General features: G+C 46.1%; 28 protein-coding genes. All 28 read left to right on the top strand.

Annotated elements, in window-relative coordinates; all coding sequences use genetic code 11:
* Positions 1-11 precede the first annotated feature (11 nt).
* The 28 genes from rpoC to secY all read left to right on the top strand — a co-directional run bounded on the left by rpoC (position 12) and on the right by secY (position 19,388).
* On the top strand, positions 12-3,635 hold the full coding sequence (gene rpoC, locus B1728_RS34735; RefSeq protein WP_079914990.1) for a DNA-directed RNA polymerase subunit beta': 3,624 nt from the start codon (positions 12-14) through the stop codon (positions 3,633-3,635).
* A gap of 188 nt (positions 3,636-3,823) precedes the next feature.
* The gene (locus tag B1728_RS34730) at positions 3,824-4,081 is read left to right on the top strand and encodes a ribosomal L7Ae/L30e/S12e/Gadd45 family protein (RefSeq protein ID WP_079914989.1); all 258 of its coding nucleotides are present in this window, start codon (positions 3,824-3,826) and stop codon (positions 4,079-4,081) included.
* Between the two features lie 119 nt (positions 4,082-4,200).
* Positions 4,201-4,623 (top strand): 30S ribosomal protein S12, encoded by a 423-nt coding sequence (gene rpsL, locus B1728_RS34725; protein ID WP_079914988.1) that lies wholly within the window; start codon positions 4,201-4,203, stop codon positions 4,621-4,623.
* Between the two features lie 41 nt (positions 4,624-4,664).
* A complete protein-coding gene (rpsG, locus tag B1728_RS34720; RefSeq protein ID WP_079914987.1) occupies positions 4,665-5,135 on the top strand; it encodes a 30S ribosomal protein S7 in 471 nt (156 codons plus the stop codon).
* Positions 5,136-5,170: 35 nt separating this feature from the next.
* Positions 5,171-7,246, top strand: coding sequence for an elongation factor G (gene fusA / locus B1728_RS34715; protein ID WP_079914986.1), 2,076 nt, complete (start codon positions 5,171-5,173; stop codon positions 7,244-7,246).
* Positions 7,247-7,279: 33 nt separating this feature from the next.
* Complete coding sequence (gene tuf, locus B1728_RS34710) at positions 7,280-8,470, top strand: elongation factor Tu (RefSeq protein ID WP_079914985.1); 1,191 nt, start codon at positions 7,280-7,282, stop codon at positions 8,468-8,470.
* Positions 8,471-8,713: 243 nt separating this feature from the next.
* Positions 8,714-9,022: a 30S ribosomal protein S10 gene (gene rpsJ / locus B1728_RS34705; protein ID WP_006212922.1), complete on the top strand. Its 309-nt coding sequence runs from the start codon at positions 8,714-8,716 to the stop codon at positions 9,020-9,022.
* A gap of 52 nt (positions 9,023-9,074) precedes the next feature.
* Positions 9,075-9,692 (top strand): 50S ribosomal protein L3, encoded by a 618-nt coding sequence (gene rplC / locus B1728_RS34700; protein WP_079914984.1) that lies wholly within the window; start codon positions 9,075-9,077, stop codon positions 9,690-9,692.
* Positions 9,693-9,718: 26 nt separating this feature from the next.
* Positions 9,719-10,342: a 50S ribosomal protein L4 gene (gene rplD, locus B1728_RS34695; RefSeq protein ID WP_079914983.1), complete on the top strand. Its 624-nt coding sequence runs from the start codon at positions 9,719-9,721 to the stop codon at positions 10,340-10,342.
* Positions 10,342-10,632 carry a 50S ribosomal protein L23 gene (gene rplW / locus B1728_RS34690; protein ID WP_028552014.1) on the top strand — a complete coding sequence of 97 codons (291 nt, stop codon included), beginning with the start codon at positions 10,342-10,344 and terminating at the stop codon, positions 10,630-10,632. The genes rplD and rplW overlap by 1 nt, the downstream gene beginning before the upstream one ends.
* 31 nt (positions 10,633-10,663) lie before the next feature.
* Positions 10,664-11,494: a 50S ribosomal protein L2 gene (gene rplB, locus B1728_RS34685; RefSeq protein WP_079914982.1), complete on the top strand. Its 831-nt coding sequence runs from the start codon at positions 10,664-10,666 to the stop codon at positions 11,492-11,494.
* Positions 11,495-11,533: 39 nt separating this feature from the next.
* Positions 11,534-11,812, top strand: coding sequence for a 30S ribosomal protein S19 (rpsS, locus tag B1728_RS34680; RefSeq protein ID WP_079914981.1), 279 nt, complete (start codon positions 11,534-11,536; stop codon positions 11,810-11,812).
* 45 nt (positions 11,813-11,857) lie between these two features.
* On the top strand, positions 11,858-12,193 hold the full coding sequence (gene rplV / locus B1728_RS34675; RefSeq protein ID WP_079914980.1) for a 50S ribosomal protein L22: 336 nt from the start codon (positions 11,858-11,860) through the stop codon (positions 12,191-12,193).
* 13 nt (positions 12,194-12,206) lie between these two features.
* On the top strand, positions 12,207-12,872 hold the full coding sequence (gene rpsC, locus B1728_RS34670; protein WP_079914979.1) for a 30S ribosomal protein S3: 666 nt from the start codon (positions 12,207-12,209) through the stop codon (positions 12,870-12,872).
* A 2-nt stretch (positions 12,873-12,874) separates the two neighbouring features.
* On the top strand, positions 12,875-13,309 hold the full coding sequence (gene rplP, locus B1728_RS34665) for a 50S ribosomal protein L16 (protein ID WP_079914978.1): 435 nt from the start codon (positions 12,875-12,877) through the stop codon (positions 13,307-13,309).
* A complete protein-coding gene (rpmC, locus tag B1728_RS34660) occupies positions 13,299-13,499 on the top strand; it encodes a 50S ribosomal protein L29 (RefSeq protein WP_079914977.1) in 201 nt (66 codons plus the stop codon). Before rplP ends, rpmC begins: the two co-directional genes overlap by 11 nt.
* A 24-nt stretch (positions 13,500-13,523) precedes the next feature.
* Positions 13,524-13,787, top strand: coding sequence for a 30S ribosomal protein S17 (gene rpsQ, locus B1728_RS34655; protein WP_079914976.1), 264 nt, complete (start codon positions 13,524-13,526; stop codon positions 13,785-13,787).
* A 41-nt stretch (positions 13,788-13,828) separates the two neighbouring features.
* Positions 13,829-14,197, top strand: a complete 369-nt coding sequence (rplN, locus tag B1728_RS34650) for a 50S ribosomal protein L14 (protein ID WP_079914975.1) — start codon at positions 13,829-13,831, stop codon at positions 14,195-14,197.
* Positions 14,198-14,310: 113 nt separating this feature from the next.
* Positions 14,311-14,664 carry a 50S ribosomal protein L24 gene (gene rplX, locus B1728_RS34645; RefSeq protein ID WP_079914974.1) on the top strand — a complete coding sequence of 118 codons (354 nt, stop codon included), beginning with the start codon at positions 14,311-14,313 and terminating at the stop codon, positions 14,662-14,664.
* A 32-nt stretch (positions 14,665-14,696) separates the two neighbouring features.
* A complete protein-coding gene (gene rplE, locus B1728_RS34640; RefSeq protein ID WP_079914973.1) occupies positions 14,697-15,239 on the top strand; it encodes a 50S ribosomal protein L5 in 543 nt (180 codons plus the stop codon).
* Between the two features lie 33 nt (positions 15,240-15,272).
* Positions 15,273-15,458, top strand: coding sequence for a type Z 30S ribosomal protein S14 (locus tag B1728_RS34635; protein WP_026326663.1), 186 nt, complete (start codon positions 15,273-15,275; stop codon positions 15,456-15,458).
* Between the two features lie 32 nt (positions 15,459-15,490).
* Positions 15,491-15,889, top strand: a complete 399-nt coding sequence (gene rpsH / locus B1728_RS34630; protein WP_028552003.1) for a 30S ribosomal protein S8 — start codon at positions 15,491-15,493, stop codon at positions 15,887-15,889.
* A gap of 31 nt (positions 15,890-15,920) precedes the next feature.
* Positions 15,921-16,463 carry a 50S ribosomal protein L6 gene (gene rplF, locus B1728_RS34625; protein WP_079914972.1) on the top strand — a complete coding sequence of 181 codons (543 nt, stop codon included), beginning with the start codon at positions 15,921-15,923 and terminating at the stop codon, positions 16,461-16,463.
* Positions 16,464-16,513: 50 nt separating this feature from the next.
* The gene (rplR, locus tag B1728_RS34620; protein WP_079914971.1) at positions 16,514-16,882 is read left to right on the top strand and encodes a 50S ribosomal protein L18; all 369 of its coding nucleotides are present in this window, start codon (positions 16,514-16,516) and stop codon (positions 16,880-16,882) included.
* 29 nt (positions 16,883-16,911) lie between these two features.
* Positions 16,912-17,409, top strand: a complete 498-nt coding sequence (gene rpsE, locus B1728_RS34615) for a 30S ribosomal protein S5 (protein ID WP_028552000.1) — start codon at positions 16,912-16,914, stop codon at positions 17,407-17,409.
* Positions 17,410-17,420: 11 nt separating this feature from the next.
* Positions 17,421-17,609 (top strand): 50S ribosomal protein L30, encoded by a 189-nt coding sequence (rpmD, locus tag B1728_RS34610; RefSeq protein ID WP_079914970.1) that lies wholly within the window; start codon positions 17,421-17,423, stop codon positions 17,607-17,609.
* A gap of 37 nt (positions 17,610-17,646) precedes the next feature.
* Entirely contained in the window at positions 17,647-18,087 is a 441-nt protein-coding gene (rplO, locus tag B1728_RS34605) for a 50S ribosomal protein L15 (RefSeq protein WP_079914969.1), read from the top strand.
* Positions 18,087-19,388 (top strand): preprotein translocase subunit SecY, encoded by a 1,302-nt coding sequence (secY, locus tag B1728_RS34600; RefSeq protein ID WP_079914968.1) that lies wholly within the window; start codon positions 18,087-18,089, stop codon positions 19,386-19,388. Before rplO ends, secY begins: the two co-directional genes overlap by 1 nt.
* Positions 19,389-19,406: the final 18 nt, after the last annotated feature.

The following is a 19,406-nucleotide window of genomic DNA, read 5'->3' as shown; positions in this document are numbered from 1 at the left end:
AGGGTTGCTCCTTGATGGACGTTAACAACTTCGAATTCATGAAAATAGGCTTGGCCTCTCCTGAAAAGATTCGTTCATGGTCCCGTGGGGAAGTCAAAAAGCCGGAAACAATTAACTACAGAACGTTGAAGCCTGAGAAGGAAGGCTTGTTCTGTGAAAAAATATTTGGCCCTACAAAGGACTGGGAATGTCACTGCGGCAAATACAAACGCGTTCGTTATAAAGGCGTAGTTTGTGATCGCTGCGGCGTGGAAGTTACCCGTCAAAAGGTCCGTCGCGAACGGATGGGTCACATTGAGCTGGCGGCGCCGGTATCCCATATCTGGTACTTCAAAGGGATCCCGAGCCGCATGGGCTTGGCTTTGGATATGTCTCCTCGCTCTCTCGAAGAGATTATCTACTTTGCATCCTATGTAGTAACTGATCCAGGAGATACACCTCTTGAGAAAAAGCAACTGCTGTCGGAGAAGGAATACCGCAGCTACCGTGAAAAATACGGCTATGCTTTCCAAGCAGGCATGGGTGCAGAAGCGGTCAAAAAGCTTCTTCAGGATATCGACATCGATAAAGAGGTTGAACAGCTGAAAGAAGAACTTAAGACCGCGCAAGGGCAGCGTCGTAATCGTGCCATTAAGCGTCTTGAAGTTATGGAAGCATTCCGCAATTCGAAAAATATGCCGGAGTGGATGGTTCTGGATGTACTTCCGGTCATCCCGCCAGAGCTTCGCCCGATGGTTCAATTGGATGGCGGACGTTTTGCCACTTCCGACTTGAACGATTTGTACCGCCGTGTTATTAACCGGAACAACCGTTTGAAGCGTTTGTTGGATCTCGGCGCACCGGACATCATTGTTCAGAACGAGAAGCGCATGCTGCAGGAAGCTGTCGATGCGTTGATCGACAACGGCCGCCGTGGCCGTCCTGTAACTGGTCCTGGTAACCGTCCGTTGAAATCCTTGAGCCACATGCTCAAAGGTAAGCAAGGGCGTTTCCGTCAAAACTTGCTCGGTAAACGGGTTGACTATTCCGGTCGTTCCGTTATCGTAGTAGGACCGAGCTTGAAAATGTACCAATGCGGTCTTCCTAAGGAAATGGCATTGGAACTGTTTAAGCCTTTCGTTATGAAAGAGCTTGTGAACAAAGGTCTTGCCCACAATATCAAAAGCGCAAAACGTAAAGTTGAGCGTGTAAGCCCTGAGGTGTGGGATGTTCTCGAAGAAGTAATCAAGGAGCATCCAGTTCTTCTGAACCGTGCCCCTACGCTGCATAGATTGGGTATCCAGGCTTTCGAACCGATCCTGGTAGAAGGCCGCGCCATCAAGCTGCATCCGCTCGTATGTACGGCGTATAATGCGGACTTCGACGGTGACCAAATGGCCGTTCACGTACCGTTGTCCTCTGAGGCACAAGCAGAAGCACGAGTGCTCATGCTTGCATCGGGTAACATCTTGAACCCGAAAGACGGTAAGCCGGTTGTTACACCTTCGCAGGATATGGTCTTGGGTAGCTTCTATCTGACCACGGATAACAAGTTTGCTAAAGGCGCTTTGACTATCGTTCGTTCTGTGCACGAAGCGGTTTCCTTATACCAACGCGGAGCTGCTGCACTGCACGCGCGTATTGCGATCCCGGCGAAAGTGCTCAATAAAACGAGCTTTACGCCTGAGCAGCAGGAAGCTATGCTCATTACGACGATCGGTAAAGTCATTTTCAACGAAATTTACCCTTCCGATTTCCCGTATATCAACGAGCCGACTAAGACTAACCTGTTGAACGGTGCGTCGGACCGCTATTTCGTATTTGAAAAGGGCGCGAACATCCGTAAGATCATGGAAGAGCTGCCTGAGTGTAAAGCCATCGGCAAAGAGTACTTAGGCTCCATTATTGCCGAATGCTTCCGCAAATATCATACGACTCAAACGTCGGTTATTTTGGACCGCATCAAGGAGCTGGGCTTTACCTACTCGACCAAAGCGGGGATTACGATCGCCGTATCCGACGTAACGGTTCCGCCTGAGAAGGATGCGCTTCTGAAAGAGTCGGAAGATAAAGTTAATGTGGTAACGAACCAATATCGCCGTGGTCTGATTACAGACGACGAACGGTATGACCGCGTTATTGCGATCTGGAGTAAAACGAAGGATGAAATCACGGATATCCTGATGAAGTCCCTTGATAAATATAATTCCATTAACATGATGGTGGAATCCAAAGCACGGGGTAACAAATCGCAGATTACACAGCTGGGCGGTATGCGCGGTCTGATGGCGACGCCAACCGGACGTATCTATGAGTTGCCAATCAAATCGAACTTCCGTGAAGGTTTGACGGTCTTGGAGTACTTTATTTCTACACACGGTGCTCGTAAAGGTCTGGCGGATACGGCGCTTCGTACAGCGGACTCCGGTTACTTGACTCGTCGTCTCGTCGACGTTGCGCAAGACGTTATCGTTCGTGACGAAGATTGCGGTACCGATAAAGGCTTTATGGTTAGCCGTATTCAAGACGGTAAAGAGGTCATCGAGGATCTGTACGATCGTATCGAAGGCCGCTACGCGTTCGAAACGATTCGCGATCCGCAAACCGGCGAGGTTATTATCGGCCGCAATGAATTGATCGAAGCAAATATCGCTGACAGAATCATTGAAGCTGGTATCGAAAAGCTGCAAATCCGTTCCGTACTCAGCTGCCGCTCCAGACACGGCGTCTGCAAAAAATGCTACGGCCGTAACCTGGCGACAGGCAATCACGTGGAAATCGGGGAAGCTGTCGGTATTATCGCCGCTCAGTCCATCGGTGAACCGGGAACTCAGTTGACGATGCGTACGTTCCATACAGGGGGCGTTGCGGGAGACGATATCACGCAAGGTTTGCCGCGTATCCAGGAGCTGTTCGAGGCTAGAAATCCGAAAGGTCAAGCGATCATCACGGAAATTGATGGTACTATTAAAGATATCCGTGAAGCGAAAGACCGTCGTGAAATCGAAGTCCATGGCGAAGCTGAATCCAAAACGTATGCAGTACCTTACGGATCCCGTATCCGTGTATCGGTGAACCAGCACGTTGAAGCCGGTGACGAGCTGACGGAAGGTTCCATCGACCCTAAAGAAATGCTGCGTATCAAAGGTATCCGCGGCGTGCAGAACTATATCCTTCAAGAGGTTCAACGCGTTTACCGTAACCAGGGCGTTGAAATCAACGATAAGCATATCGAAGTTATGGTTCGCCAGATGCTTCGCAAAATCCGTATCGTTGACGCTGGAGATACAACTCTGCTGCCAGGCTCGTTCGTTGACATTCATGAATACGAGGAAGCGAACAAAGTTGCTCTGTTCGCAGACCTGGAACCAGCCGTTGCAAGACCGGTGCTGTTAGGTATTACCAAAGCATCCCTTGAGACGGATTCGTTCCTGTCCGCGGCATCCTTCCAGGAAACGACACGCGTATTGACTGACGCGGCTATCAAAGGCAAGGTCGACCAGCTGCTCGGCTTGAAGGAAAATGTTATCATCGGTAAACTCATTCCTGCAGGAACAGGGATGCCGAGATACCGCAATATCCGTATTACGAACCCGAATGAACCGGAAACCGATGAGAATCTGTCTGTAGAGATGGAAACTGTTACGGTAGAATAATAGCAAGAAGCCTACTAGACACTTGATGTCGAATAGAGAATGGATAGATGCTTGTCTTCACCTAAGAAAATGTGAATTATTTTCTTTTTGTGAAGACAAGCAATTTTCTTGACACAGTGTTCATGGGATGCTAATATATCGAAGTGTGCCAATTTATAATAGTCACCTGTGCTTTGGAGGATGTTTTTATGTCTTATGAAAAAGTGAAACAGGCAGCGAACATAAGCATAGGCACGAAGCAAGCGACAAGAATGGTGGAGCTAGGCAAGGCCACAGAGGTCTTTGTTGCTCAAGATGCAGATCCGCGAATAACGATAAAGATGGTTAACCTCTGCAAGAAAATGGGGGTTAAGGTAACATACGTTGATTCCATGAAGTTGTTAGGTAAGGCGTGTGGTATTGAAGTTGGAGCTGCAATGGCAGCTGTAGTGAATGAGTCAAACTGATGTTTTTGTCTGCAGAACAGCGATGTGATGATGGCAAAAACTTTTACTTTGTTCATTTACGATTCGCCTGGATCTGTGGGCTTAAATCATGAAACGCAAATTTGGAAGGAGGTGGCGACATGCCAACAATTAACCAGCTCGTTCGTAAAGGACGTCAAGCAAAAGTCGAAAAATCGAAATCTCCGGCTCTTCAAAAAGGTTTTAACGCTCTGAAAAGAGAAGCTACAGACCTGAGCGCTCCTCAAAAGCGCGGTGTATGTACTCGTGTAGGTACAATGACACCGAAGAAACCGAACTCCGCACTTCGTAAATACGCTCGTGTGCGTTTGACTAACCGTGTAGAGGTTACTGCCTACATCCCGGGTATCGGACACAACCTGCAAGAGCACAGTGTTGTTCTGATCCGTGGTGGCCGGGTAAAAGACCTTCCAGGGGTACGTTATCACATCGTTCGTGGTGCTTTGGATACATCCGGCGTTAACAACCGTATGCAAGCTCGTTCGAAATACGGTACGAAGCGTCCAAAAGCGAAAAAGTCCTAAAAACCCAAATAGAATGAACTTTTTGAGAAAGGGGGATAACTATGCCTCGTAAAGGTCCAGTTACTCGCAGAGACGTATTGCCAGATCCTATTTATAATAGCAAGCTGGTAACTCGTTTGATCAACCGCATTATGATCGATGGCAAAAGAGGTGTCGCTCAGACAATCCTTTATAACGCCTTCAATCTGATTCAAGAACGTACAGGTAAAGAGCCGATGGAAGTGTTTGAAGCAGCCATCAAAAACATCATGCCTGTTCTTGAAGTAAAAGCCCGTCGTGTAGGTGGTGCGAACTACCAAGTACCTATCGAAGTAAGACCAGATCGTCGTACGACTTTGGGTCTTCGCTGGTTGGTAAACTACTCCCGCCTTCGCGGTGAGAAAACGATGGAAGAAAGATTGGCTCAAGAAATTATTGATGCCAGCAACAACACAGGTGCTTCCGTTAAGAAACGTGAAGATACGCACAAAATGGCAGAAGCCAACAAAGCGTTCGCGCACTATCGTTGGTAAAATTCAATTCCTGATAATAGGAAGGAGACAACCTAATGGCTAGAGAGTTCTCCTTAAAAGATACGCGTAATATCGGGATTATGGCGCATATTGATGCGGGTAAAACGACTACAACGGAGCGTATCTTGTTCTACACAGGCCGTACTCATAAAATCGGTGAAGTGCACGAAGGTGCTGCAACGATGGACTGGATGGAACAAGAGCAAGAGCGCGGTATTACAATTACGTCTGCCGCTACGACTGCTTCTTGGAAAGGTCACCGCATCAATATCATCGATACCCCGGGACACGTTGACTTCACCGTTGAAGTTGAACGTTCCCTACGCGTGTTGGATGGAGCAGTAGGTGTGTTCAGTGCGAAGGAAGGCGTTGAGCCTCAATCCGAGACAGTTTGGAGACAAGCTGACCGTTACGGAGTTCCTCGTATTGCATACGTAAATAAAATGGACATCATCGGCGCGGATTTCTTGGGTGTAATTGAGCAAATGCGTGCAAGACTTGGCGCAAATGCAGTAGCCATCCAATTGCCGATCGGTGCTGAAAGTGATTTCGTTGGTATTATCGACTTGGTTGAACAAGTTGCCCACATGTTTAAAGACGATTTGGGTAAAGAAGTCGAAATCGTTGAAATCCCTGAAGAATACAAAGCAAAAGCGGAAGAGCTTCGCCTTGAACTCGTGGAGAAAGTTGCTGAGCTTGATGAAGAGCTTACAATGAAATACCTCGAGGGTGAAGAATTGACTGTTGAAGAGATCAAAAAAGCTCTTCGTCAAGGCGTTTGCCAAGTTAAGATCTTCCCTGTTGTTTGCGGTTCTTCTTACCGTAACAAAGGCGTTCAATTGATGATTGACGCTGTTGTGGATTATTTGCCAGCTCCTATCGACGTTCCTGACATTAAAGGAACTTTGGAGGACGGTACGGAAGTTACTCGTAAATCTGCTGACGATCAACCGTTCGCTGCTCTTGCGTTCAAGATCATGACGGATCCGTTTGTAGGTAAATTGACATTCTTCCGCGTATATTCCGGTATCTTGAGCTCCGGTTCGTACGTAATCAACTCCACAAAAGGCAAACGTGAAAGAATCGGCCGTATCCTTCAGATGCACGCTAACAGCCGTCAAGAAATCAGCGAAGTTTACTCCGGTGATATCGCGGCAGCCGTTGGTTTGAAAGATACGACAACCGGTGACACACTTTGCGATGAGAAGCATCCGGTAATCCTGGAGTCCATGAACTTCCCAGAGCCGGTTATCCAGCTTGCTGTTGAGCCTAAAACCAAGGCTGACCAAGACAAAATGGGTATCGCTTTGCAAAAACTGTCTGAAGAGGATCCAACTTTCCGTGCTCACACGGACGAAGAGACAGGTCAAACGATTATCGCCGGTATGGGTGAGCTTCACCTGGAGATCTTGGTTGACCGTATGCTTCGTGAGTTCAAGGTAGAAACCAACGTGGGTAAACCACAGGTTGCTTACCGTGAAACATTCCGTCAAGCGGCTAAAGTTGAAGGTAAATTCGTTCGCCAATCCGGTGGCCGTGGTCAATACGGACATTGTTGGGTTGAGTTCGAACCTCTTGAGCCAGGAACTGGCTTCCAGTTCGAAAGCAAAATCGTCGGTGGTGCTATTCCTCGTGAATACATTGCTCCGATCCAAGCTGGTATCGAAGAGTCTATGAAAAACGGCGTATACGCTGGCTTCCCGCTGGTTGATATCAAAGCAACTGTCGTTGACGGTTCTTACCATGATGTTGACTCCAGTGAGATGGCGTTTAAAATTGCCGGCTCCATGGCTTTGAAAGCAGCTGCTGAAAAATGCCGTCCGGCATTGCTAGAGCCAATCATGAAGGTTGAAGTTACCGTACCGGAAGAGTACATGGGCGACGTAATGGGCGACCTGAACTCCCGCCGCGGACGTATCGAAGGTATGGACACCCGTCACGGTGCACAAATCATTCGTGCGAAGGTACCTCTTTCTGAAATGTTTGGATACTCCACTACTTTGCGTTCCAGAACACAAGGTCGCGGCGTATACTCTATGGAAATTTCCCATTATGAAGAAGTGCCTAAGTCCATTGCAGAAGAAATTGTTGCAAAGCACAAAGGCGCCTAATAATAAATGTCTATTTAAGGAGGCAATCTAACCATGGCAAAAGCGAAATTTGAACGTAATAAACCCCATGTTAACATTGGTACCATCGGTCACGTTGACCACGGTAAAACAACTTTGACAGCTGCTATCACAACTGTATTGTCCAAAAGATACGGCGGTGCTGCAGTAGCATTTGACCAAATCGACAAAGCTCCAGAAGAGCGCGAGCGCGGTATCACTATCTCCACCGCACACGTTGAGTATGAAACTCCTAACCGTCACTATGCACACGTTGACTGCCCAGGTCACGCTGACTATGTTAAAAACATGATCACTGGTGCTGCACAAATGGACGGAGCAATCCTGGTTGTATCCGCAGCTGACGGCCCAATGCCGCAAACTCGCGAGCACATCCTGTTGTCCCGCCAAGTAGGCGTTCCTTACATCGTTGTATTCTTGAACAAATGCGACATGGTTGAAGACGAAGAGCTTCTTGAATTGGTTGAAATGGAAGTTCGCGACCTGCTGAACGAATACGAGTTCCCAGGCGACGACACTCCAATCGTTCGCGGCGCAGCTCGTGAAGCTTTGCAAAACCCAGACGGTCCTTGGGCTGACAAAATCGTTGAGCTGTTCGAGCAAATCGATACTTACATCCCAACTCCTGAGCGCGACACTGACAAGCCTTTCTTGATGCCTGTCGAGGACGTATTCTCCATCACTGGCCGTGGTACAGTTGCTACAGGTCGTGTAGAGCGCGGTACTGTTAAAGTTCAAGACGAGATCGAAATCGTTGGTCTTGTTGAAGAAACTCGCAAATCCGTTGTAACTGGCGTAGAGATGTTCCGCAAATTGCTGGATTCCGCTCAAGCTGGTGACAACATCGGTGCATTGCTTCGTGGTGTAGACCGTAAAGATATCGAGCGTGGACAAGTTTTGGCTAAACCGGGTTCGGTTAAACCTCACACTAACTTCTCTGCTCAAATCTACGTTTTGACTAAAGAAGAAGGTGGCCGTCATAAGCCTTTCTTCACTGGATACCGTCCTCAGTTCTACTTCCGTACAACTGACGTAACTGGTATCATCAACCTTCCTGAAGGTACTGAGATGGTTATGCCTGGTGATAACATCACCGTTACGGTTGAACTGATCTCCCCAATCGCTATCGAAGAAGGTACTCGCTTCGCGATTCGTGAAGGCGGACGTACTGTTGGTGCGGGCGCGGTTGCTACCATCAGCAAGTAGTTTTTGATAGAAAGAATCCCTTCATCTTCTATAAGATGAGGGGATTTATTTTTTTAGGCAAAAACATAAAGATTTGCTTGCTATTTTGTTTCATATTTTATATAATAGTTAGCGTTGGTCTGTGACGTTGCGATGACGTGAGAGGTTGCTGACACACCCGGCCCCTTTGCCATAGGGACGGCGTCAGGAGATTTTCACTGAGTATGTCCGATACTAAATTGGGCGATAGAAGGAGGGAATACTATGGCAAAGCAAAAAATTCGTATTCGTTTGAAGGCTTATGATCACAGAGTACTTGATCAATCCGCTGAGAAAATTGTAGAAACTGCGAAACGTTCCGGTGCAGGCGTATCGGGTCCGATTCCGTTGCCAACGGAGAAGCAAATCATCACGATTCTTCGTGCGGTTCACAAATACAAAGACTCTCGCGAGCAATTCGAAATGCGCACACACAAGCGCTTGATCGATATTGTTAATCCAACGCCGCAAACAGTAGATGCTTTGATGCGTTTGGATCTGCCGTCCGGTGTGGACATCGAAATCAAACTATAATTCACATTGTGAATAAATAAATGAGCGTATATAAGGAAAAGAGGTGTCAACGATGAAAGGTATCTTAGGGAAAAAACTTGGAATGACCCAAGTGTTTACTCCAGAAGGTTTGGTGATTCCAGTAACGGTTATCCAAGCAGGTCCTTGCACAGTGCTGCAAAAGAAGGATGCTGAAAACGACGGTTACGAGGCGATCCAAATCGGCTTTGACGATAAGAAAGAAAAGAACGCTATTAAGCCTGAGTTGGGCCATGCGAAAAAAGCGGGCGCAACACCTAAGCGCTACGTAAAAGAAATTCGCGGTATGTCCGGGTTTGAAGTTGGCCAAGAAATTAAAGCTGACTTGTTCGCGGCAGGCGAGTTCGTTGACGTAACAGGTACTTCCAAAGGTAAAGGATTCCAAGGCGTTATCAAAAGACATAATCAATCCACAGGTCCAATGGCTCACGGTTCCCGTTATCACCGCGGTCCAGGTTCCATGGGTTCGATCCAAGCTAACCGCGTTCCTAAAGGTAAAAACCTGCCAGGACATATGGGTAGCGAAACAGTAACCTTGCAAAATCTTGAAGTTATCAAAGTAGACACTGATCGTAACGTTATCTTGGTTAAAGGCTCCATCCCTGGTGCTAAAAACAGCTACGTTAGCGTGAAATCTACAGTTAAGAAATAAGTAAAGCAGGAAAGGAGGATTAACAGATGCCAAAAGTAGCATTATACAACGTTAGTGGTTCCCAAGTGGGAGAAGTTGAGTTGTCGGATTCCGTATTCGGTATCGAACCGCACACTCACGTATTGAACGAAGCAGTGTTGATGCAACGTGCTTCCCTTCGTCTTGGTACACATAAAGTAAAAGGTCGTTCTGAAGTTCGCGGCGGCGGTCGTAAGCCTTGGAAACAAAAAGGTACAGGCCGTGCTCGTCAAGGTAGTATTCGCGCTCCTCAATGGAAAGGTGGCGGTACCGTATTTGGTCCGACTCCGCGCAGCTACTCTTACAAACTTCCTAAGAAAGTCCGTCGTCTTGCGATTAAATCTGCATTATCTTCCAAGGTAATCGGAAATGAAATCATCGTGTTGGATCAATTGCAATTGACTCAACCTAAGACGAAAGAATTTGCAGCTATTCTTAGCAACTTGAAAGTGGATCGTAAAGCTTTGGTAGTAACAGCTGGTTACGAAGAAAACGTGGCATTGTCCGCACGCAACATTCCTGGCATCAAATTTGTGGTGGCTGAAGGAATTAACGTGCTTGATGTTATGGTATATGACAAGCTGATCATTACTAAGGATGCGGTACAGAAGGTAGAGGAGGTGTTTGCGTAATGAAGAACCCTCGCGACATTATTAAGCGCCCTGTGATCACTGAACGTACGAGTGATATGATGGCCGAGAAGAAATATGTCTTCGAAGTGGAACTCCGTGCGAACAAGACGGAAATTAAACAGGCCATTGAGTCTATTTTCAAAGTGAAAGTAACGAATGTTAACACATTGAGAATGCCTGCTAAGCCTAAGCGCTACGGTCGTCATTCCGGATATACATCCGAGTGGAAAAAAGCGATTGTTTCCTTGAGCGCAGACAGCAAAGAACTCGAATTCTTCGAGAACGCGTAATCTAATTTTTTGAAGTAAGGAGGGAATCCAAGTGCCAATCAAAAAATATAAACCAACATCACCAGCACGTCGTGCTATGTCGGTTTCTACATTCGAAGAAATTACAACTTCAACACCTGAGAAATCGTTGTTGGCTCCACTTAGCAAGAAAGCGGGCCGCAACAATCAAGGTAAAATTACGGTTCGTCACCAAGGCGGTGGCCACAAGCGTAAATACCGGATTATCGATTTCAAACGGACCAAAGACGGAATACCTGGACGCGTTGCTACAATCGAGTATGATCCAAACCGTTCGGCTAACATCGCTTTGATTCATTACGCGGATGGTGAGAAACGTTACATCATCGCTCCTAAAGGTTTGAAAGTGGGAGACCAAATTTTCTCCGGCGCAGATGCGGATATCAAAATCGGTAATGCATTGCCGCTTGAGAACATTCCTGTAGGTACGGTTATCCACAACATCGAGCTGAAGCCAGGTAAAGGCGGACAATTGGTTCGTGCAGCTGGTACAGAAGCTCAATTGCTTGGTAAAGAAGATGAGTATGTAACAGTTCGTCTTTCTTCCGGCGAAGTAAGAAAAGTACTGAAAGTTTGCCGCGCTACAATCGGTTCCGTAGGTAACGAAGACTACGAATTGGTTAAGATCGGTAAAGCTGGACGTTCCCGCTGGTTGGGTCAAAGACCTGAAGTGCGCGGGGTAGTAATGAACCCTAACGATCACCCTCACGGTGGTGGTGAAGGCCGCGCTCCAATCGGACGTAAATCCCCGATGTCTCCATGGGGTAAACCGACTCTGGGTTATAAAACTCGTAAAAAAGGTAAAGCTTCTGATAAATATATCGTTCGTCGTCGTACGAAGTAATATGAATCTCGTCACGATTATTGAAGGGAGGAACGAAACATGGGTCGCAGTTTAAAAAAGGGTCCTTTCGTGGATGACTATCTTTTGAAGAAAGTCGAAGCGCAAGGTGATACTACGAAAAAACAAGTCATCAAAACTTGGTCTCGCCGTTCTACCATTTTCCCGCAATTCATTGGTCACACTTTTGCGGTGTATGATGGCAGAAAGCACGTACCGGTGTATGTAACGGAAGATATGGTTGGACACAAACTGGGTGAGTTTGCTCCAACTCGTACTTACAAAGGTCATGATGACGACAAGAAAACAGGCAAGCGCTAATCGTAGCGTTTGGTAATATGAGTGTCAATGAGAGGAGGTACTTCCATGCCAGAAGCAAAATCCATTGCAAGATTCGTACGTATTGCTCCTCGTAAGGTGCAATTGGTTATCGACTTGATCCGCGGCAAGCAAGTAGGAGAAGCTATTGCGATTCTGCGTCATACGCCGAAAGCAGCATCCCCGATTGTGGAGAAGGTATTGAACTCCGCTATCGCTAATGCTGAGCATAACTACTCTATGGACCCTAACAACCTGGTGATTTCCCAAACCTTTGTTAACCAAGGTCCAACAATGAAGAGATTCCGTCCTCGCGCTATGGGACGTGCGAGCCGTATCAATAAACGTACCAGCCACATTACTGTAGTGGTATCTGAAAAATAAGGAGGGATAACGTGTGGGTCAGAAAGTAAACCCGGTAGGACTTAGAATTGGTATTATCCGCGATTGGGAATCCAAGTGGTACGCTGGCAAAGATTTCGGCGATCTGCTGCTTGAGGACGTGAAAATCCGCGAGTATTTGAAAGAAAAGCTGAAGGAATCGGCTGTTTCTCATATTGATATTGAACGTGCTGCGAACCGTGTTAATGTTACTATTCATACGGCGAAGCCTGGTATGGTTATCGGTAAAGGTGGCTCTGAGGTTGAAGTTATTCGTAACTACATCTCCAAGCTGACTAACGGTAAGAAAATCCACATCAATATCTCTGAAATCAAAAACCCTGAGCTGGACGCAATCTTGGTTGCAGAAAGCATTGCTCAACAATTGGAGCGTCGTGTTTCGTTCCGTCGTGCGATGAAACAAGCGATCCAAAGAACGATCAGAGCTGGAGCAAAAGGGATCAAAACATCAGTAAGCGGTCGTTTGGGTGGAGCGGAAATCGCCAGAACGGAAGGATACAGCGAGGGTACAGTTCCTCTTCATACATTGCGTGCGGATATCGACTATGGTACAGCGGAAGCTCATACTACTTATGGTCGTATCGGTGTAAAAGTATGGATCTATCGTGGCGAAGTTCTTCCAACGGCTAAGAAAAAGGCTGTAACGGAAGGAGGCAACTAATCATGTTAGTTCCTAAACGTGTAAAACACCGTAAAGAACATCGTGGTAACATGCGCGGCCGTGCTAAAGGCGGTACGGAAGTGCATTTCGGAGAATATGGTTTGCAAGCTATGGAACCAGCTTGGGTAACTAACCGTCAAATCGAAGCTGCCCGTATTGCTATGACTCGTTATATCAGACGTGGCGGTAAAGTTTGGATCAAAATTTTCCCTGCGAAGCCAATTACTCAAAAGCCTCTTGAGGTCCGGATGGGTAGCGGTAAAGGTAACGTGGAGAAATGGGTTGCTGTTGTTAAGCCAGGTAAAATCATGTTCGAACTTGCCGGCGTAAGTGAAGAGATTGCTCGCGAAGCAATGCGTCTTGCTTCTCACAAGCTGCCGATCAAAACGAAGTTTGTTAAAAGAGAAGATGTAGGTGGTGAAGCAAATGAAAGCTAGTGAATTTCGCAACTTAACCACTGCTGAGATTGAACAAAAGGTTGCCGGATTTAAGGAACAACTCTTTAACCTCCGTTTTCAACTGGCTACCGGTCAACTGGAGAACCCAGTTCAGATTCGAGAAGTCCGCAAAGAGATTGCTCGTGCAAAGACTATTTTGCGTGAAAGAGAACTGGGTATCATTAGTTAATGAATGAGAGAGGAGGATCTCCCAATGAGTGAACGTAACGAACGTAAAACTCAGGTAGGTAAAGTCGTAAGTAACAAAATGGATAAAACCATCGTTGTTGCTGTTGAGACTTACAAAAAGCACGATCTTTACCACAAGAGAATCAAATATACTAAGAAATTCAAAGCCCATGACGAAAACAACGAAGCTCAAATCGGTGACGTTGTAAGAGTAATGGAAACTCGTCCGATCTCCAAAGACAAGCGCTGGAGACTGGTTGAAGTTGTAGAAAAAGCGATTATCGTTTAAGATATGCTAATTGCATCAATTCCGGAAGGAGGGTTTAGACAATGATTCAACCTCTATCTCGTTTAAATGTGGCTGACAACTCTGGCGCTAAGAAACTTATGTGCATCCGCGTATTGGGTGGTACTGGCCGTCGCGTAGGACACATCGGTGATTTGATCATTTGCTCCGTGAAAGAAGCAACACCAGGAGGCGTTGTCAAAAAGGGCGATGTAGTTAAAGCAGTTATCGTTCGTACGAAAAGCGGCGCTCGTCGTAAAGACGGTTCTTACATCAGCTTTGATGAGAATGCAGCGGTTATCGTAAAAGAAGATAAGAGTCCTCGTGGAACTCGTATCTTTGGACCAGTTGCTCGTGAACTTCGTGACAGAGATTTCATGAAAATCGTTTCTCTTGCACCAGAAGTTATCTAATAAAGAAGACCCTCGGTGGAGGGGCTACTTACGAAGTTAGCGTTCATGGAACGCTAAGCAAATGTCTTACGATGTGGGTTTTCTTGAGAAAACTCTTAGGAGGTGGAATTTCGATGCCAAACAAAGGTAAGAAGCTCGAATCTTACAACAATAAATTGCACGTGAAAAAAGATGACAATGTGTTCGTGATTACAGGTAAGGACAAAGGTAAAAAAGGTCGTGTAATCGCAGCATATCCTCGTGAGAACCGCGTGTTGGTTGAAGGTGTGAACATGATCAAGAAGCATGCTAAGCCTTCCCAAGCGAATCCACAAGGCGGTATTATTTCGCAAGAAGCGCCAATTCACGTATCTAACGTGATGCTGGTTGATCCAAAGAGCGGCCAACCTACCCGTGTAGGTTACAAAGTATTGGACAACGGTAAAAAAGTGCGCGTAGCAAAAAAATCCGGTGAAGTCATCGACTAATCGTATAAGTTAGGAAAGGAGGTACATGAAACATGGCAGCAAGATTAAAAGATCGTTTTCTGAACGAAGTTACTCCTTCGTTAATGCAAAAGTTCAGCTATTCCACTGTTATGCAAGTGCCTAAAATTGAGAAAGTCGTTATCAACATGGGTGTTGGTGAGGCGGTTTCCAATTCCAAAGTACTTGATGTAGCAGTTCAAGACCTTCAACTTATTGCAGGTCAAAAGCCAGTAGTAACTAAGGCGAAAAAATCTATCGCAGGTTTCAAACTGCGTGAAAATATGCCAATCGGTGTTAAAGTTACATTGCGCGGCGAGCGTATGTATCACTTCTTGGACAAATTGTTCAACGTGGCACTTCCTCGTGTTCGTGACTTCCGCGGTGTTTCCAACAAAGCATTCGACGGACGCGGTAACTACACACTTGGTCTTAAAGAGCAATTGATTTTCCCTGAAATCGAGTACGATAAAGTGGATAAAGTTCGTGGTATGGATATCGTTATCGTAACGACAGCTAAAACCGACGAAGAATCCCGTGAATTATTAACCCAATTAGGAATGCCGTTTACGAAGTAATCGAAACGGTACCAAGCGGAGGTGTAAAAGTAAGTGGCAAAAACTTCGATGAAAGTGAAGCAGCAGCGCCCTCCTAAATTCAAGGTGCAGGCGTATACTCGCTGCGAACGCTGTGGTCGTCCGCATTCCGTTCTACGGAAATTCAAAATTTGCAGAATTTGTTTCCGTGAATTAGCATACAAAGGCCAGATCCCTGGCGTTAAAAAGGCAAGCTGGTAATAACCCTAGTTTCGGGAAGGAGGTTCACAAATATGGTGATGTCAGATCCAATTGCAGATATGCTTACTCGCATTCGTAATGCAAACGTAGTGCGTCATGAGACAGTTGAAATTCCGGCTTCGAAGATCAAGAGAGAAATCGCTGAGATCCTCAAGAAGGAAGGCTTTATCCGTGATGCTGAATATATCGAGGATAACAAGCAAGGGATTATCCGTCTCTTCTTGAAATACGGTCCTAACAACGAACGTGTTATCTCCGGTCTGAAAAGAATCAGCAAGCCGGGCTTGCGTGTTTACACTCAAAGCCAAGAAGTACCTCGTGTACTTGGCGGTTTGGGTATCGCGATTATCTCGACTTCCAAAGGCGTTATGACCGACAAGGAAGCTCGTCAATCCAAAGCAGGCGGAGAAGTTATCTGCTACGTGTGGTAATACAGAATTAAAATGAACGGAGGTGCAAACCATGTCCCGTATTGGTCGCAAGCCAATTACAATCCCAGGCGGAGTTAATGTAACTTTGGACAATACTTTAATTACGGTTAAAGGTCCTAAAGGAACATTGTCCCGTGAATTACACAGAGACATGAAGGTGGTTGTTACAGAAAACGAAATTTCTGTAGAGCGTCCTTCTGATAATAAATTACATCGCTCCTTACACGGTACGACTAGAAGTGTTGTTGCCAACATGGTTAATGGCGTAACCGAAGGATTCGCGAAATCTCTTGAGTTGGTTGGTGTCGGTTACCGCGCTAACAAAACTGGCAACAAGCTGGTTTTGAACGTAGGTTACTCCCACCCAGTAGAAATCGAGCCTGAGAACGGCATCGAATTCGAAGTTCCTTCTAACACTAAGATCATCGTTAAAGGTATCGATAAAGAGTTAGTCGGTGCAACGGCTGCTAAAGTACGTTCCGTACGTGAGCCTGAGCCTTATAAAGGTAAAGGTATTAAGTACGAAGGCGAGCGTATTCTTCGTAAAGAAGGTAAAGCAGGTAAGAAGAAATAAGGTCGCCTAGAGCGATAATTTCTTATCCAAGTTGAAAGGAGTGACCTCGAATGATTACAAAAGGCGATAAAAATAAAGCCCGTTTGAAAAGACACCTGCGTGTTCGTAAGAAAATTCAAGGTACGACTGAACGTCCACGCTTGAATATCTTCCGTTCCTCCAAGCACATGTACGCTCAATTGATCGACGATGTGAAAGGTGTAACGATTGCTGCAGCTTCCACTCAAGATAAAGAGTTGAAAGAAAGCATCGGTAACGGCGGTAACGTGGAAGCAGCTCGCAAGGTCGGAGCTTTGATTGCAGAGCGTGCTAAAAAGAACGGTGTTCAACAAGTTGTTTTTGACCGTGGTGGATACTTGTATCACGGACGTGTGCAAGCATTGGCTGACGCTGCTCGTGAAGCAGGTCTTGAATTCTAATCAAAACATAAACAAGGAGGTAAAGTCACTTGCGTATTGATCCCAATACTTTAGAGTTAACTGAAAAAGTTGTTAACATTAATCGCGTTGCTAAAGTAGTAAAAGGCGGACGTCGTTTCAGCTTCAGCGCATTAGTAGTTGTAGGCGACGGTAAAGGCTGGGTAGGCGCAGGAATCGGTAAAGCTGGTGAAGTACCTGATGCAATCCGCAAAGGTATTGAAGATGCCAAGAAAAACCTGATTCATGTACCTATCGTTGGCACTACGATTCCTCACTTGGTAATCGGAAAATTCGGCGCAGGAAGCGTATTGTTGAAACCTGCATCCAAAGGTACTGGAGTTATCGCTGGTGGTCCAGTTCGTGCCGTATTGGAGCTTGCTGGTGTAGGCGATATCTTGACAAAATCCCTAGGTTCTTCTAACTCCATCAACATGGTTAATGCTACATTGGAAGGTTTGCAGCGTCTGAAGCGTGCTGAAGAAGTTGCAAAACTGCGTGGCAAAACTGTTGAAGAACTGTTAGGTTAGGAGGGATAACCATGGCTAAGCAATTACAAATTACCCTCAAGCGCAGTCTGATCGGTCGTCCAGAAGGACAACGTCGTACAGTTGCAACTCTTGGACTTCGCAAGCTGCACCAAACAGTTACACAACAAGACAATGCTGCTATCCGCGGCATGGTCAATCAAGTGAGTCACTTGGTAGAAGTTAAAGAAATCGAAGCATAAATCCGATTAATAAAATGCATTAGAGGAGGTGCAAACGATGAAGTTGCATGAACTTAGTTCTGCCGAAGGATCCCGCAAAACACGCAAGCGCGTAGGCCGCGGTATCGGAAGTGGAATGGGAAAAACAGCTACTCGCGGACATAAAGGGCAAAACGCTCGTTCCGGCGGTGGTGTTCGTCCAGGTTTTGAAGGAGGTCAAAACCCTCTATATCGTCGCTTGCCTAAGCGTGGTTTCACTAACAGATTCCGTAAGGAATTCGCGATTGTGAATCTGACTGAGCTTAACAAGTTTGCTGCTGGTACGGAAGTTACTCCTGAATTGCTGCTTGAATCCGGCATTGTGAAAAATGCAAGAGACGGCATCAAGGTTCTGGGTAACGGCGAAATCACTGTACAGCTGAACGTGAAAGCTAATAAGTTCTCTCAATCTGCGGTAGAGAAAATTCAGGCTGCCGGCGGTAAAACCGAGGTGATTTAATGTTTCGTACCATATCCAATATTTTTAAAGTGGACGATTTACGGAAAAGAATCATTTTCACCTTACTGGTTTTAATCGTCTACAGAATTGGTGCTTTCATTCCGGTACCTAACATCAACACAGATATTTTGAAGCTTCAAGATCAGGCCAATTCCAGTGATGTATTTGGCTTGCTGAACACCTTTTCCGGCGGCGCCCTGTTCCAATTCTCCATCTTCGCGATGGGAATTATGCCTTATATCACAGCCTCGATCATAGTTCAGCTATTATCGATGGATGTGATACCAAGGTTTGCGCAGTGGGCTAAAGAAGGGGAAGTAGGCAGACGGAAGTTAGCGCAAATTACCCGTTATGGTACAATCGTGTTGGGGCTGGTTCAAGCGTTTGGTTTGGCGATCGGATTTAACCGAATCTACGCTGGCCTTGTTGTGAATCCTACATTCGCAACATATGCTTTAATTGCGATCGTTCTTACAGCGGGAACTGCATTTCTGATGTGGTTAGGGGAACAAATCACTGAAAATGGAATTGGAAATGGTATTTCCATGATCATCTTTGCGGGGATTGTTGCTGCGATTCCTACCGGAATCTCGCAAATCGTCAAAACTCAGTTTGCAGAAGCTGGCGATGCACTATTCTTGAACATCCTTAAGATGGTCATTATAGCTATCGTCGTCATCGCACTGATTGCCGGAGTCATCTTTATTCAACAAGGCGTACGTAAAATTCCGGTTCAGTATGCAAAACGTGTTGTTGGCCGTAAAATGTATGGTGGACAATCGACACATATCCCTTTAAAGGTTAATGCAGCAGGCGTAATTCCGGTTATCTTTGCCCTTTCGCTGCTAGTATTCCCTCCAACGCTCGCAAGCTTCTGGAGAGGCAATCCGGTAGCGGACTGGATCATTACGAACTTGAACTATACACATCCTGTCGGGATGGTTTTGTATGTGCTGCTTATCATTGGATTCACGTTCTTCTACACGTTTGTTCAGATCAACCCTGAGCAAATGGCGGAACAGATGAAGAAAAACGGAGGCTACATTCCAGGGATTCGTCCAGGGAAGACGACTTCGGTTTACTTAACCAAAGTGATGACTCGCATTACTTTGTCCGGTGCTTTGTTCCTGTCCGCGGTTTCTATCCTGCCAATGCTTCTCGGAAGTGTGGCCGGCTTGCCGAACTCGGTAAGAATCGGCGGTACTTCTTTGCTGATTGTTATCGGTGTTGGATTGGAAACGATGAAGCAAATCGAATCCCAATTGATCAAGCGTCATTACAAAGGCTTCATTAATAAATAGCAAATAGGTTCTGGTAGT

The organism is Paenibacillus sp. 32352, from assembly GCF_002042965.1.
Lineage (GTDB): Bacteria > Bacillota > Bacilli > Paenibacillales > NBRC-103111 > Paenibacillus_S > Paenibacillus_S vulneris.
Note: the sequence above shows the minus strand (reverse complement) of the source record. Positions and strands in the feature narration are given on the sequence as shown.